Below are 13,778 nucleotides of genomic sequence, written 5' to 3'. Positions count from 1 at the left end.
GCATGCGGACTGTCAAACGCCTCACCATCGCAATCATTGGCATGACTGATACCGTGACGCCGGAAATCAGGATGGCTTGGTTTCATGCTCAGATTGGTCTCGAGGGACCGTATTCCGCAAGTTTCATAGAGAGTGAAGCCGCTCTGAAATTTACCGCCGCGATTATCGACGTTCGTTACGAGGCAAACATCCTGCTACGCCTCACCGAGCAGTTGGATGGCGAAGCCATTCCCTATCTTTTTTTCGTACCCGAAGCGGTCATCGATAGCGAGCCGGGACCTTTTGTCCTCTCCAGGCGTTCGGAAGACATTGAAAACATTGTTTCCGCCTTGATGGCGCAAGGAGGAGGCATCAGACATTAAAGGGAGGCACGTGTCATGCTGAAGCAACCCGATAGCCATGGCGAAGCCAATATTCTGCTTTCTCATTTACCCGATGACGTCCGGGTAGAGGTTGCAGACGCGTGCAGGTCTATCAACCTCGCACTGGGCGACGTGCTGATACCCGCCGGCGGGGCCATCGAGGGTGTTTTCTTCCTGTCATCCGGCATAGCTTCCGTCGTTGTCGTCACCAAATCGGGACGCAAGACCGAGGCGGGAGTTGTCGGCAAAGAGGGGTTCGTGCCGGCGGGAGCCGTAGCAGGCGCGCAAACGAACCTGACCGAGATCGTCATGCAAGCTCCGGGCGAAGCACTTTTCATGGATATCAGGTCGTTTGACGCGCTTGTTTCAAAACATCGGGTATTCTTCGACATTCTGGTCTGCGCCCTGCACGTCTCAAGAACACAGATACAATTCACGGCATCTTCGAACGCCACCCAGTCCGTAACGGAGCGCCTCGCCCGCTGGCTCCTGATGTGCCACGACCGGGTGGAAAGCAATCAGCTGCAACTGACCCACGAATTCCTGTCAACCATGCTGGCAGTCAGACGCGCGAGCGTAACGGACGCTCTGCACGTGCTGGAAAGCCTTGGATTCATTCGCTCCGAAAGGGGACGAATTACGATCAAGAACCGCGAGATGCTTGAGACCTATGCCGGCGATCTCTACGGCGTGCCCGAGGAGGAAAACAATCGAATGCTCGCCCGATTTATGCGCAAATACAGCTCTGATTCTGCGCTTGACGACCTGACTGTTATTGCGAGCGAGGGCGTTCGGTAGGCCGGGCGACCGTTCCCAGTTGCCGTTGGTACGCTTGCGAACATTTACCTTTGGTCGTTTCTCTATAAGATAAATGCATCTTCCCTCACGCTGTGAAACGCAGAGCGCGTTTCAAGGAGGTGAAATGCAAACCAATCACGAATACCTGAGTGCTGGAATTTTTCTAAACGAAGACATCAATATCGTTAAGGCAGCCTACGAAAATGTTGTGTCTGCAGAACGCGATCCGGCTCTATGCCCTGCAGAGGTCGCCCGCTATGTCCTGAAAATGTATGATCGCGGCGTCGTCGATCCGTCGAAACTCCAGCAATTGGCCGCTCTCTATTTCCGAACCAAATTGCGTGTCGGCTGACATCCAGGTCTGACGGGTGGCATCCTGTCACGATTTCAGCTTAGTTTTTAACCTCCCAGGTTTCCGATTATCCTGCATCTCGCCATGCGGGTGGGCAGAACGTTGCCGTGTTCCGACCGTCGATCGATCCGTGAAACGACACGACACCGATATGAAAGTCAGCCGGCGGACCGGGAACAAACCTGCGTAGGCACGGTTCGGGTTGCTCCAAGGAACTCATACCGAACGAGGTTATCAAATGACCCGGAAAACTCTCCCTATTCCAGAAGACAACCGGAGCCACCAGGGCCCCGGTGACAATGGCCGCCTGAGCACGGAAGACGCCTCATCTGTCCAGGAACAGAAAGCTTCGACCCAGACGGGCCGGCAGGCAAACATAAAGATTAACACGGCCCATCAAGGGCACCGGCAGGACAGGTAATGCCCGCCTGTTCCCGGCAGGCGGCTTGGTTGTCACCAACCTGTTTCCGGGCTCCTCGCAATCTAAGATCAATGCGGTTACTGGAGGCGCCAAATGCGGATTCTTGCCGTGACGGCCGAAATGTTTCCATTCGTCAAAACCGGCGGATTGGCCGATGCGGCAGGTGCTCTGCCGGAGGCGCTGGCGAGACAGGGGGCGGATGTTCGTACATTGCTGCCTTTGTACCGCAGGCTCACGCCACTTATCCGCGGAAAGGAGCCATGTCTGAGTGCAACTGTTCTTGAGCAGCCGGTATCGGTTTATCCCGTTATCTCAGACGGTCAACAACTGCTGCTTCTGGAAGCGTCGGACCTGTTCGACAGGGACGGCCATCCCTATGGCATAAAAGGCGAGCCTTTTTCCGACAACGATCTGCGCTTTGCGGTCCTTTCCAAGGTTGCAGCGAAAATCGCAGTCGGTGCGATTGACGGCTGGAAGCCCGATCTCGTTCACGCGCATGATTGGCACGCGGCCTTAAGCTGCGTCTACCTCGCCGAGGCAACGCCGCAGGTGCCCTCCGTCCTTACCCTTCACAATCTCTCGTTTCAGGGACAATATCCACTGGAGCGGGCGGGCGTTCTCGGATTGCCGCCCCACCTCTGCACGGTGGATTGCCTCGAATATTATGGCGACATGTCGTTTTTGAAGGGTGGCCTGACGACCGCATCGGCCGTGACGACGGTAAGCCCCACTTACGCAAGAGAAATCCTCACACCGGAAATGGGAATGGGAATGCAGGGCGTGCTTGCTAAGCGGCGCGAGAACCTGCGCGGCATCGTCAACGGCGTCGATCAGGACGTCTGGAATCCGGCGACGGACCCTTACATTCTCGCCAATTTCACGGCTGCCACGGCTACGAGACGGAGCCTCAACAAATATGCCTTGCTCCAGGCCCTTGGTCTTGCACCTACTCAGGGCCCGGTCTTCGGCGTGGTCAGTCGCCTGACCTGGCAAAAGGGGATCGATCTCCTCCCTCACGTCGTACCCCTTATAATTGAAAGGAAAGGCAGGCTGATCATTCATGGAGAGGGAGATACGACACTGGAAGACAGCTTGGGGGCGCTTGCAAAGCGTTATCCGGAGCTGGTCTGCGCCCATATCGGCTATGACGAACGGCTGGCGCACATGATCCAGGCCGGCTCGGATTTCATCATCCAGCCTTCATGGTTCGAACCATGCGGGCTGACGCAGCTCTACGCGCTGCGATATGGCGCGCTGCCCATCGTCAGCCGCACGGGCGGGCTGGCCGAAACCATTATCGACGCGAATGACGCGGCCATTGAGGCGGGCGTGGCGACAGGCTTTCAATTCGAGCCGGCGAATACAGACGATCTGCGCGCAGCGCTGGACCGCGCTATTGACGCCTATAATGACCGGGACCTTTTCCGCCGGCTTCAGGGGCAGGCCATGCAGGCTAATTTTTCCTGGGACAAGAGTGCCGCACAATATATGGCGCTTTTCGAGAGCCTTGTTGGCAACAGCACGCGCAAAAAGAACGCCGTCGCCGACATCAGACCCGAGACTTTTGCAAAGATAAGAGCTGACTGGCGGCGGGCGGGAACTCCAGGATCATCAACAGGTTAGGCCACTGGCAACAGGAGGCTCTGGTGATGAATGCAGCGAATTATCGCAAATGGGGTGCGCAGCGCAATCAATCCGGCGACACGGATTTCAGCATCTGGGCACCCGCCTCGGCAACGGTGAAACTGTGGCTGAACGACGCGGAATTCGACATGCAGACGGCCGGGGACGGCTGGCATCACGCCACAATACCCACCTCCACCGGCGATCGCTACTGCTTCATACTGGATGACGGGACAAGGGTTGCGGATCCCGCTTCCAACCGGCAGGAGGAAGGCCCGCTCGGCCCCTCCCTTATCGTCAACCATGACTTCCACTGGAAAAACCCCGACTGGAAAGGCCGGCCGTGGCTCGAAGCGGTCGTCTATGAGCTTCATGTCGGAACTTTTACAAAAGAAGGAACATTTGCGGCCGCAGGGGAGAAGCTCGAATATCTCGCAGGCATCGGTGTGACGGTTGTCGAACTCATGCCGCTTGCTACCTTCTCGGGCAGTCGCGGCTGGGGTTATGACGGCGTTCTGCAGTTCGCGCCCCAGCGAGATTATGGAACGCCCGAAGACCTCAAGGCCTTTATCGATAGGGCCCACGCCCACGGCATCATGGTGCTGCTGGATGTCGTCTATAACCACTTCGGCACCACGGGGAACGCAATTGAGGCGTTTGCTCCCAGATTCTTCAAGCAGGGCGGGACGCCGTGGGGACCCGCGCCGGACTTCAACCGCGCCGAGGTGCGGTCGCTCTTTCTCCAGAACGCGCTCTACTGGCTAGAGACATATCGGTTTGACGGGCTGCGGATCGATGCCGCCGACCATCTCGCCGGCGGCGACGGAGACGTCGATTTTCTGTTCGAGATGGCGGGGCACGTGAAACGGGCGATAACGAGCAGGCATGTCCATATCGTTACGGAAGACGCGCGAAATGCAGCCTCACCCATGACACCTTCGTCTGATGGCCTCGTCGGTGTCGATGCCGAGTGGAACGACGACTTTCACCACGTGATTCATGTTGCCACCACGCATGAGGACGGCGGCATTTACGAGGATTTCGCCAACCAGCCCTATGACGGTCTCCGCCGCTCGCTCGCAACCGGCTTTGTCTATCAGGGCCACCCGCGGCCTTCTCATAATTTTGCCGGAAGCGGTGAACCCAGCGGCCATCTCCCGCCCCACCGGTTTGTAAACTTTCTGCATAACCACGATCAGGCCGGTAACCGCCTGCGCGGGGAGCGGCTGCGCTCCCTGATACAACCTCCCCTTTTCGATACGCTTGAGACGATCCTCCTCCTCGCCCCCCAGACGCCGCTGATGTTCATGGGCGACGACCATGGTTCGACCAACCCGTTCTTCTTTTTCTCCGACCACCCTGAAAACGACCGGGAGCAGGAGATCAAGAATCGGCTGAAACAGGCGGAAAGCTTCCAGGGCGAATTACCTCCCGAGGCCCCAGGGGTGGTGCTGGATCCGAATGATCTGCACACGATGCAAATCTCGACCCTGAAGTGGGATGAGGCGGAAACGACCGAGGGGAAGCTGGCAAGGGAAAGGATGAAGGCGTTGCTTGAGAAACGGCGCCGGTACATCTGGTCGCTCCTGTGCTCGGATTTCGAGAGGGGAGTTTCCCTTGACTGCGAAACCCAGTGTCTGGCGATCGACTGGTATTTCAGCGCGGGACGGCTGGAAATGCGCGCCAACCTTTCGCCAAACCTCACCAGTCTTCCGACTGTGCAGGGGGAAACCTTTTTCCGGCACGGCAGTATCGAGGGCACGAGCTATGACGATTATGCCCTGCAATTTGCGATCGGTGACCGCTGACAGGAGCAAAGAAACAAACGGCCGCGGCAATGTCTTGCGCGAGCGGTTCAACTCACCGAAAGATGATTTCCGGCGATCCGCCGGAAAGGCGCTCTCGAGTGTGAGAAATTACACTTTAGTCAAGATTGCGCCGAAGCGATTCCCTTGCCCTGTTCACCCGGCTTTTGATGGTGCCCACCCGGCAGCCGCAAATGGCCGCGGCATCGGAGTAACTCGTCCCTCCGGCGACAAGCAGAAGAGCTTTTTTCTGATCCTTGTCGAGATCCCGTATCGCGCGCATGACTTCCTGATGCTGCACACGCCATTCCTGGCTGGCAGGGGTAGACATGGTCTGCTCGATACCAACGGGCAAGCCTACACATTCGCGTTTAGACACCTTGTAGCGGGTACAGAACGTGTTGCGCAAAATGGTGAAGAGCCACGATTTCAAAGCCGTGCCGGGCGTAAAACCGTGCAGGGACCGCAGTCCTCGCAACATCGTCTCTTGAACGAGATCGTCGACATCCTCTTCATTCCTGACGAAGCGGCGGGCAAAAGCCGTCAAGGCCGGCGCCAGATCTGCAATACCGATACGCAACACCTCCAGCTGCGCATCATTTAATGTGTTTCCGGAAACTCCACTCACAGCGTGCTTGGCCATTTTCCCATCCTTTCACTATGGGCAAATGTCTCGGCGGACGCTTGGTTGCTGTACGCCAACGTACAATAGCGAAATCCGCGACGATCCAAAAGTCTCATCGAGAACACCCCGACCGCGTAAACGCTCGCGTCCCGGCAACGAGGCTTCAGACCTTTTCCGCACTGCCGGGTGATTGTTTCCGATGCCGCTGTTCAATCATGCGTTCCGCGTTTTCTCTCGTCTGTTCCCTGTCCTTGCGGCTTTCATCGCTATTGCCGGAACGGGCGTCATCCGTACCGGGCTCTGGCTTGGCGTCGTCGTCTGGTAGGCTCATCGCTTCATCTCCGCTTGTGGTTTCCAGAATGAGGGACCCGCTATCCCCGCAGTTTTCTAACCATGCCGCCGGAAGGATGTTCCGGCGCAATGAAGGCCTGAGGGAACAGGGTCGCCGGAAAATGGTTAGGGGCGTATCAAGGAGGATGTCATGAACAAGGACGACAAGCTGAAGCAGATCCATAAGGACAGCGAACCGCAATTTGCGCGCGGCAAAAAAACCTCTGATAACAACGGCGTCGCGAGTGCGAAGCCAAGGGTTATCACAGGGTCGGACGATGCAACCGCCAACAAGCTGCCGCCTGGGGTCAAAAAACCCGAAAAAGACTGGGATTTGAACTACGACGAACGGGACACCAACGAGGGCGATTTCAGGGGTTAATCCGGTCGAAAATCGCAATTTTCACCGTGCCAGGTCCTCGATCAGTAGTCCGATGGATTGCGGCTCGGCGCCCTCTCGTGTCTGCACCGTCAACATGCTGCCGGTGTTCAGAACGCCCTCAAGCACGGTACGCTCGTCCACAATGATCTTGATGACCTTCGGGGTCGCAGCCTCGATATTCAGGCTGTTGCTGGTTTCGTGATCGACTCTCTGGGTCACGGCTGGACGTCCGTTGCTGGGAAGATTGGTGGCCTAACTGCGCTCCGCGAAGCTTGTTCCCTTTGCTGCGCATGGTGCGCCGCGGTCGCCGAAAAATTCTGGAACTTTGATGAGGACCCCCGATTAGGCGTGGACCCGGCGCACCTGCCGCTCCACCATCTGGAAGGAAAACCGACCATGAAGGCCCTGACCTGGCACGGTAAGCACGACATTCGCTGTGAGAGTGTCCCCGATCCACAAATCGAGCACGGCAGCGACGCGATTATCAAGGTGACCGCCTGCGCAATCTGCGGTTCTGATCTTCATCTCTACAACGGCATCATGCCCGAAATGCATGGCGGCGACATCATGGGCCACGAGACCATGGGCGAAGTTGTCGACGTCGGTAGGGACAACAAGACCCTGAAGGTCGGCGACCGGGTCGTCGTTCCCTTACCATTGCCTGTGGAGAATGTTTCTTCTGCAAAAGAGGGTTTTACTCCGGCTGCGAGCGCAGCAACCCCAACCCGCATAAGGTTCGGGAGATGTGGGGAAACTCCCCCGCCGGGCTGTTCGGCTACACGCACCTTCTGGGCGGTTTCAGCGGGGGCCAGGCCGAATATATGCGGGTTCCCTATGCCGATGTCGGGCCTATCAAGGTTCCCGATGGCCTGACGGACGAGCAGGTCCTGTTCCTGTCAGACATTTTCCCGACCGGTTACATGGCGGCGGATTTCTGTAATATCCAGCCCGGCGATACGATTGCCATCTGGGGCTGCGGTCCTGTCGGCCAAATGGCCATCCGCTCCGCCTTCCTTTTGGGTGCGGAACGCGTCATCGCCATCGATTCCGTACCCGAACGGATCGCCCTTGCCGCCGCCGCAGGCGCGCTCACACTGAATTATCTGGATGACGATATTTACGAGCAGATCATGGAATTGACCCATGGTCGCGGCGCCGACGCCTGCATCGACGCCGTGGGGACGGAACCGGATCCGGCCGCCGGATGGGATTCCCGGCTCGACCGTATCAAGGTGGCGACATTCATGGGGACGGACCGTCCACATGTGCTGCGGCAGGCTATTTATTGCTGCCGTAACTTCGGCACAGTCTCGATCGTCGGCGTTTATGGCGGTTTTCTCGACAAGATCCCGATGGGCTCCGCGATCAATCGCGGCCTGACATTCCGAATGGCTCAGACACCTGTGCAGGCCTATCTACCCACTCTTCTGGGGCGGATCGAGAAGGGAGAGATAGACCCCTCCTTCGTGATCACCCACCGCGCCACCCTCGATGAAGGCCCTGATCTTTATAAAACGTTCAGCCACCGCGACGATGGTTGCATCAAGGTCGTCCTGAAGCCGTAGGAAAACAACCATGCCTGCGGAAAAATCCATCAGGGGCCTTGCTGTGGTTACTGGCGCGTGGAAAAACTTCTCGCCCGAATAGCGACGAAAGAGCGCCCAGTCGATCTGCTGTTTGCGAACGCGGGACTGGGGCTGGGCAACGGTTTTCTGGATCAGAAAATGGATGCGATCCAGCGGGTGATAGCCACCAATATCAGCGGCACCGTTGCGCTGGTGCATGCGATAGGCAACGGCATGCGCCAGCGCGGCAGCGGCCGGATCCTGTTCACGGGCTCCATTGCCGGTTTCATGCCCGGCAGCTTTCAGGCGGTTTATAACGCGACAAAAGCGTTTATTAATTCCTTCTCATTCGCCCTTCGCGAAGAGTTGGATGGCACCGGCGTTACCGTTACCTGCCTGATGCCCGGAGCAACAGAAACCGCATTTTTCGAGCGCGCAGATATGCTCGATACGCCGGTCGGCAAACAAAAGAAGGACGATCCCGGCTTCGTCGCGCAAATCGGCTATGAAGCGATGATGAATGGCGACGGTGACGTCGTGTCCTGCTGGAAAAACAAGCTGATGTCGGCTGCGGCAAACGTGACCCCATCCGAGATCCTGGCAAAACAACACCGCAAAATGGCTGCCCCGGAAGAAAAGTGACGCTCGCCTACGGGAATTTTATGAGCCGCCGAGCGGATTGCGACGGAAGAGCACCGAGGAATGTCGCCGTGTCACACACCTGCAACTGCGTCGAATAACGGCCGGAGAGCAACTTTAACGCTGCGTCGTGCGTCGCATCCCTTCCGCTGCAAAGCGCGTCTTCTACCAGAACGACATGGAAACCCTGGTCTATCGCACCCAGAACGGTGGCGAGAACGCAGACATCCGTTTCTCCGCCTGTGATCACAACCGTCGACACACGCTCTTTCCGCAGGATTTCGCCGAGACGCCCGTGTTGCCACGGCGAATACACGCTTTTGCGGAAGATACGGGCGGGTGGGATATAGCGCGATAGGGAGGGGATGACCTCGATGAGCTCGGGAGGCAGGGCCTGCTGCGTCATCATCGGCCATTTTTCGTAATAGGCCCGCCACGCACCGGGAGCCTCTTCTACGGTTTTCGGCGGCATAAAACAGGTGAAGATGCAGCGGGCTGGATCCGCCTGAACCACGGCCTCCACTTCTTCGCTGATGCGGTCCATCCATTCGACATGCCATGGCGTGTCCTCGGCGAAAACGCGCTGCATGTCGACGCACAGGTGCCGCCAGTCTCCCTCGTCCGAAAATTTGATCAAGCCTCCTCCCTACCCGCCGGTCTCGCTGTGAGGAGCGGCAACCGGCTTTGATTCCGGCGATCCGCGAAAGCGCAGGAAGATGGAAAGAACGACGAGGACCGCAGTCGACAGAAACTCCGATTGCCAGTTCTGAAACGATTCAAACCAGAATTCTACACTTCCCAGATGCGCAAACAGCGTCGCCTCGGGCTCGCCGTGCATGGCGGCTTCCAACGCCGCCGTCTCAGCACTGTATTTCAAATGCAGGAGAAAACTGACGATAAAAAGGAAGAACAGCGCCAGACCCAGGGAATAGGAATAAATGGCACGGATAAATCCTCCAACTTTTACCGGCCAGGGCGCCTTGGGATCATCTTCCTTTTGGGCAGGGTCTTCATCCTGCGAGGCCGTTTTGTCAGGATCCTTGGACTCCGAGGAGCCTCTTTGAAAAAGAAATGCGGTCAGCATCACGTAAGCCGACATCTGGAGGAATTCGCTCTCCCAGTTTTCAAACAAAGCGGAAAGAAAATGACCGCTCTTTGCATAAGAAAAAAACGTGACAGGCACGGCGTGATGTTGCGCCAGCTCCTCATTGTAAACCTCCCAACCGGTCGCCAACATACCACCGATCGTCAATACGGAAGTCAGGACAAGGACAATCGTCAATCCATTGTCGCGAAACAGCCTCATGGTTCAGCCTCGCATGAAAGAGACAACTGAAAAATCGAAGGTGCCGCAGGTTTGAGCGGCACCTCCCAGGTGACGGACCGCTCACGCCGCCTTGGATTTGGCCTTCACGTTCGCTCTGGCCTGGGCAAGCGACGAGAGCGCCGTGTCCGTCGCGCTTTCTTCGCCCAGCGTCTGTTCAAATAGTTTGGCCGCTTCCTTCATGCCGAGTTCGACCGCCCACGTCTTCAAGGTGCCGTAACGGGTGATCTCGTAGTGTTCCACGGCCTGCGCCGAAGAGATCAGCCCGGCATCGAGCGCGGACGAGCCCTTGAATTCCTCCATGATTTCCTCGCCTTCCGCGATGATGCCCTGGATCGCTTCACAGGTCTTGCCGCGCGCCGGCTTGCCGAGCAGTTCAAAGACATTCTGCAAACGCTCCACATGGACCTCGGTCTCGTCCCTGTGTTTTTCGAATGCCGCCTTCAAGTCCGGCGATTGCGCAGCGCGCGCCATCTTTGGAAGCGCCTTCAGAATCTGGCGCTCGGCAAAATAAATGTCCTTCACGGTGTCGAGGAAAAGGTCTTCCAATGTCTTCTCAGCCATTTTTAGTCTCCTGTTGCTTTGGTTGGTGAGTGGGAAATCAGATGGTCATCATTGCTCATTCACGGGAACGGAGGCCTTGCCGAGCTTCACCGACGGCTCGCGCGCCCACACCCGCAACTTGCCGAGTTCGGACACGAAGGCCGCCAGTCCCTCCTCGCCTGGCAAGGGCAGCACCCCTTCATCCATGGCGTCCGCAATTCCCGCTTTTTCCAAGAGCGGCAGCGCCGACGGGTCGTAGCCGATGAATTTGCAGTGCTGGAACGCGTCGGCAACGAAATCCCTCGCAGTTGCTTCCTTGATCAGATCATCGACGGCCGCTGCCGATGTCAGCAGCGCCACCGCATCGAAAAGCACCGAAGGACCGCCATCGATCATGTGATGTGCCTCGATGAAGGTGCCGTCTGACGCCGTCACGCCGCCAACCTTGGGCGCGATCAACTCGAAGACGGCTTTTTCGGCTGTTACCGCCTTGGTCAGCCCCTTCAGCAGTTTTGCGTCCACACCGTCGGTGATGAGAATACCGAGCTTGCGACCCTCGAACCGTTTGGGTCCACGCTGAACGATACTGAGCGCCGGCGATGGCTCAAGATCCTGACGGGTCGGCACGGCGGCATCCGCGGGCTTCGGCATGGCTTGCAGGCCGAGCTTCCGCGCCACCGTTGCGGCAAGCGTTTCATCGATATTGAGAAGATGCGCGACCATCCTCTCACGGATGACCGGTGTTTCCACCTTGCTGAGTTCGAAGGTGAGCGCCGATGCGATATGGCGTTGTTCAGGCGGCGTTTGGCTAATGTAGAACTGGCGCGCCTGGCTGTAGTGATCGGCAAAACTTTCCGGCCGCAGCCTCGCCTTTGGTCCCTGCTCTTCAGCGGGGAAATGCTGGAAACCACGCATCGGCGATTCCCTTGGACCCTCTCCGAAGGAATTCGGCTGATAATTGGCCCGTCCGGTCGGGTTGCGCACCGCCATATGGCCGTCCTGCTGAAAATGCGCGAAAGGACACTTGGGCGCATTGATCGGTAGATGTGTGAAGTTTGGCCCGCCGAGGCGCTTCAACTGCGTATCGAGATAGGAAAAATTCCTGCCCTGCAGCAGCGGATCATTGCTGAAATCGATGCCCGGCGGAACGTTCTGCGTCATGAACGCCACCTGTTCGGTCTCGGCAAAGAAGTTGTCCGGCGTACGATCAAGGACGAGCCGGCCGACCGGTTTGGGCGCCAATATCTCCTCGGGGATGATCTTGGTGGGATCAAGGACGTCAAAATCGAAACTATCGGCGAAGTCCTGGTCGAAAAGCTGCACCTGCAACTCCCACTCCGGGAAATTGCCGGACTGGATCGCAGTCCAGAGATCGCGCCGATGGAAGTCGGGATCGGCGCCGTTGATCTTGACCGCTTCGTTCCACGCCACCGATTGCAACCCAAGTTTCGGCTTCCAGTGAAACTTCACAAAGCTCGATTCTCCCTTCGCATTGATGAGGCGGAAGGTGTGCACGCCGAACCCTTCCATAAACCGAAAGGAACGCGGAATAGTCCTGTCCGACATGATCCACATGACCATGTTCATGCTTTCGGGCGTCAGGCTGATGAAATCCCAGAAGGTGTCATGCGCCGTTTGCGCCTGCGGAAAGGCGCGGTCGGGCTCCTGCTTGGCGGCATGAATGAGGTCCGGAAACTTGATTGCGTCCTGAATGAAGAAGACGGGAATGTTGTTGCCGACGAGATCCCAATTTCCCTCCTTGGTGTAGAGCTTCACGGCGAAGCCGCGTACGTCACGCGCAAGATCGGCTGAGCCCTTGTTGCCGGCGACTGTCGAGAACCGGACGAAGGCAGGGGTCTTTTCACCGGCCCGCTGAAACAAGTCAGCCTTGGTATAGGCGGCAAGCGATTCATAGGTCTCAAAATACCCATGCGCTCCGTAACCCCGGGCGTGGACGACACGCTCGGGAATTCTCTCGTGGTCGAAATGAAAAATCTTCTCGCGGAAATGGAAATCATCGACGACCAGTGGCCCACGGGCACCGATCCGAAGAGAATTCTGATCATCAGAGACCGGTCCCCCCTGAGCAGTTGTTAATACGGACCCGTCGCCGTCGACGGTTTGGTGCAATTCACCACCGGATCCGCGATCAAGTTTTTGGTCGTGGATGGTAACAGTCACGGTTTTCCTGGCGGGCGAGGTGGAATCTGGTTTTCTGGCCATTGGAGCTCCTGCAAGGAGTTGGCAAGGGGCCCTGAGAAGACGAGACCCCTTGGTGAACGACGATGGTTCCTCTTAAATTGCGGAACGACGATACCGGGTCCGCTCCCTTTCAACGTCTTCCGACGCATAAGGGCTGAGCGTGTCGTCAAAGCGAGTCCAGCCTTGCTCGTTATAGGCGGCACGGCGTTCCACCGGATCGACATAGTTGGACCGTCTGAGGATGTCTTCCGCCTCTGGCACAAGGTCTTCTTCCACTCTGGCCGTGACGAGCGTGCCGCCCCTTCTTACGCCTTCGGCATAGACATTGGCGTCATCCTCGGAAACGCCCGAACGGGTCATGGCGCCGATGAGTCCACCGGCAGCGCCGCCGGCGACCGCACCGCCCGCCGCCCCGACGGCCGTCGCGGCAAGCCAGCCTGCCGCGACGACAGGCCCGACGCCGGGGACTGCCATCAATCCAAGCCCGGTCAGCAGGCCGCCCGCGCCCCCGACAACGGCGCCGATCCCTGCACCCGTGCCCGCGCCTTCAGCGGCGTTCGTGTCTTCTCCGTGCCGTCTGTCGGCATTACTGCCAACGATACTGATATCGCTTGACGGCACGCCCGCAGTCTCAAGTTCGCTGACAGCAGCGCTTGCGTCGTCATAGTCGTCAAAAAGTCCGGTTACGGTTCTCATGTCATTTCTCCCAAAAAATCCTGCGCGCCTTATTTGGCGACGACGTTGCCCTGGTAGTCGAGCGCTACGGCGACCGTTTTTTCGCCCTTCATGGCCGATGCCATCCAGACG

14 protein-coding genes and 2 pseudogenes are annotated in these 13,778 nt (G+C 57.8%); 8 read left to right on the top strand and 8 right to left on the bottom strand.

Annotated elements, in window-relative coordinates:
* Positions 1-2 precede the first annotated feature (2 nt).
* From QE432_RS23695 to treZ, 5 genes are all read left to right on the top strand, one after another.
* Positions 3-362, top strand: a complete 360-nt coding sequence (locus tag QE432_RS23695; RefSeq protein WP_019567398.1) for a hypothetical protein — start codon at positions 3-5, stop codon at positions 360-362.
* A gap of 15 nt (positions 363-377) precedes the next feature.
* Positions 378-1,160: a Crp/Fnr family transcriptional regulator gene (locus QE432_RS23690; RefSeq protein ID WP_112154544.1), complete on the top strand. Its 783-nt coding sequence runs from the start codon at positions 378-380 to the stop codon at positions 1,158-1,160.
* A gap of 124 nt (positions 1,161-1,284) precedes the next feature.
* Positions 1,285-1,512: a hypothetical protein gene (locus QE432_RS23685; RefSeq protein ID WP_112154543.1), complete on the top strand. Its 228-nt coding sequence runs from the start codon at positions 1,285-1,287 to the stop codon at positions 1,510-1,512.
* Positions 1,513-2,026: 514 nt separating this feature from the next.
* On the top strand, positions 2,027-3,556 hold the full coding sequence (gene glgA, locus QE432_RS23680; RefSeq protein WP_112154541.1) for a glycogen synthase GlgA: 1,530 nt from the start codon (positions 2,027-2,029) through the stop codon (positions 3,554-3,556).
* A 26-nt stretch (positions 3,557-3,582) separates the two neighbouring features.
* The gene (treZ, locus tag QE432_RS23675; RefSeq protein WP_112154540.1) at positions 3,583-5,364 is read left to right on the top strand and encodes a malto-oligosyltrehalose trehalohydrolase; all 1,782 of its coding nucleotides are present in this window, start codon (positions 3,583-3,585) and stop codon (positions 5,362-5,364) included.
* A 115-nt stretch (positions 5,365-5,479) separates the two neighbouring features.
* On the opposite strand, the gene QE432_RS23670 is transcribed toward treZ, so the two are convergent.
* Together QE432_RS23670 and QE432_RS23665 are read right to left on the bottom strand one after the other, a co-directional pair.
* Positions 5,480-6,004 carry a sigma-70 family RNA polymerase sigma factor gene (locus tag QE432_RS23670; protein WP_112154539.1) on the bottom strand — a complete coding sequence of 175 codons (525 nt, stop codon included), beginning with the start codon at positions 6,002-6,004 and terminating at the stop codon, positions 5,480-5,482.
* A gap of 145 nt (positions 6,005-6,149) precedes the next feature.
* On the bottom strand, positions 6,150-6,317 hold the full coding sequence (locus QE432_RS23665) for a hypothetical protein (RefSeq protein ID WP_162647845.1): 168 nt from the start codon (positions 6,315-6,317) through the stop codon (positions 6,150-6,152).
* A 150-nt stretch (positions 6,318-6,467) separates the two neighbouring features.
* Here QE432_RS23665 and QE432_RS23660 point away from each other — a divergent pair, with 150 nt between their 5' ends.
* The gene (locus QE432_RS23660) at positions 6,468-6,698 is read left to right on the top strand and encodes a hypothetical protein (protein ID WP_013762433.1); all 231 of its coding nucleotides are present in this window, start codon (positions 6,468-6,470) and stop codon (positions 6,696-6,698) included.
* Between the two features lie 21 nt (positions 6,699-6,719).
* On the opposite strand, the gene QE432_RS23655 is transcribed toward QE432_RS23660, so the two are convergent.
* The gene (locus QE432_RS23655) at positions 6,720-6,917 is read right to left on the bottom strand and encodes a hypothetical protein (RefSeq protein WP_112154538.1); all 198 of its coding nucleotides are present in this window, start codon (positions 6,915-6,917) and stop codon (positions 6,720-6,722) included.
* A 177-nt stretch (positions 6,918-7,094) separates the two neighbouring features.
* Here QE432_RS23655 and QE432_RS23650 point away from each other — a divergent pair.
* Positions 7,095-8,263, top strand: a pseudogene (locus QE432_RS23650) (zinc-dependent alcohol dehydrogenase).
* Between the two features lie 57 nt (positions 8,264-8,320).
* Positions 8,321-8,905 (top strand): annotated as a pseudogene (locus QE432_RS23645) (SDR family NAD(P)-dependent oxidoreductase); the annotation flags it as partial.
* Between the two features lie 7 nt (positions 8,906-8,912).
* On the opposite strand, the gene QE432_RS23640 reads toward QE432_RS23645, so the two are convergent.
* The 5 genes from QE432_RS23640 to QE432_RS23620 all read right to left on the bottom strand — a co-directional run bounded on the left by QE432_RS23640 (position 8,913) and on the right by QE432_RS23620 (position 13,667).
* Complete coding sequence (locus tag QE432_RS23640; protein WP_162647848.1) at positions 8,913-9,539, bottom strand: isochorismatase family cysteine hydrolase; 627 nt, start codon at positions 9,537-9,539, stop codon at positions 8,913-8,915.
* A gap of 9 nt (positions 9,540-9,548) precedes the next feature.
* Positions 9,549-10,208: a DUF6766 family protein gene (locus tag QE432_RS23635; protein ID WP_162647847.1), complete on the bottom strand. Its 660-nt coding sequence runs from the start codon at positions 10,206-10,208 to the stop codon at positions 9,549-9,551.
* A gap of 81 nt (positions 10,209-10,289) precedes the next feature.
* Entirely contained in the window at positions 10,290-10,790 is a 501-nt protein-coding gene (locus tag QE432_RS23630; RefSeq protein ID WP_003519016.1) for a YciE/YciF ferroxidase family protein, read from the bottom strand.
* A gap of 48 nt (positions 10,791-10,838) precedes the next feature.
* Entirely contained in the window at positions 10,839-12,992 is a 2,154-nt protein-coding gene (catE, locus tag QE432_RS23625; protein ID WP_112154537.1) for a catalase C, read from the bottom strand.
* A 72-nt stretch (positions 12,993-13,064) separates the two neighbouring features.
* Positions 13,065-13,667: a general stress protein gene (locus tag QE432_RS23620; RefSeq protein WP_060642992.1), complete on the bottom strand. Its 603-nt coding sequence runs from the start codon at positions 13,665-13,667 to the stop codon at positions 13,065-13,067.
* Between the last annotated feature and the right edge of the window lie 111 nt (positions 13,668-13,778).

It is taken from the genome of Agrobacterium sp. SORGH_AS_0745 (genome assembly GCF_030818995.1).
GTDB lineage: Bacteria > Pseudomonadota > Alphaproteobacteria > Rhizobiales > Rhizobiaceae > Agrobacterium > Agrobacterium tumefaciens.
This window is presented reverse-complemented; position numbering and strand designations above follow the sequence as displayed.

Excerpts from the sequence above, each read along its gene's own strand:
- QE432_RS23695 (WP_019567398.1), top strand. The coding sequence starts at position 3 with ATGCGGACTGTCAAACGCCTCACCATCGCAATCATTGGCATGACTGAT.
- QE432_RS23690 (WP_112154544.1), top strand. The coding sequence starts at position 378 with ATGCTGAAGCAACCCGATAGCCATGGCGAAGCCAATATTCTGCTTTCT.
- QE432_RS23685 (WP_112154543.1), top strand. The coding sequence starts at position 1,285 with ATGCAAACCAATCACGAATACCTGAGTGCTGGAATTTTTCTAAACGAA.
- glgA (WP_112154541.1), top strand. The coding sequence starts at position 2,027 with ATGCGGATTCTTGCCGTGACGGCCGAAATGTTTCCATTCGTCAAAACC.
- treZ (WP_112154540.1), top strand. The coding sequence starts at position 3,583 with ATGAATGCAGCGAATTATCGCAAATGGGGTGCGCAGCGCAATCAATCC.
- QE432_RS23670 (WP_112154539.1), bottom strand. The coding sequence starts at position 6,004 with ATGGCCAAGCACGCTGTGAGTGGAGTTTCCGGAAACACATTAAATGAT.
- QE432_RS23665 (WP_162647845.1), bottom strand. The coding sequence starts at position 6,317 with ATGAGCCTACCAGACGACGACGCCAAGCCAGAGCCCGGTACGGATGAC.
- QE432_RS23660 (WP_013762433.1), top strand. The coding sequence starts at position 6,468 with ATGAACAAGGACGACAAGCTGAAGCAGATCCATAAGGACAGCGAACCG.
- QE432_RS23635 (WP_162647847.1), bottom strand. The coding sequence starts at position 10,208 with ATGAGGCTGTTTCGCGACAATGGATTGACGATTGTCCTTGTCCTGACT.
- QE432_RS23630 (WP_003519016.1), bottom strand. The coding sequence starts at position 10,790 with ATGGCTGAGAAGACATTGGAAGACCTTTTCCTCGACACCGTGAAGGAC.
- catE (WP_112154537.1), bottom strand. The coding sequence starts at position 12,992 with ATGGCCAGAAAACCAGATTCCACCTCGCCCGCCAGGAAAACCGTGACT.
- QE432_RS23620 (WP_060642992.1), bottom strand. The coding sequence starts at position 13,667 with ATGAGAACCGTAACCGGACTTTTTGACGACTATGACGACGCAAGCGCT.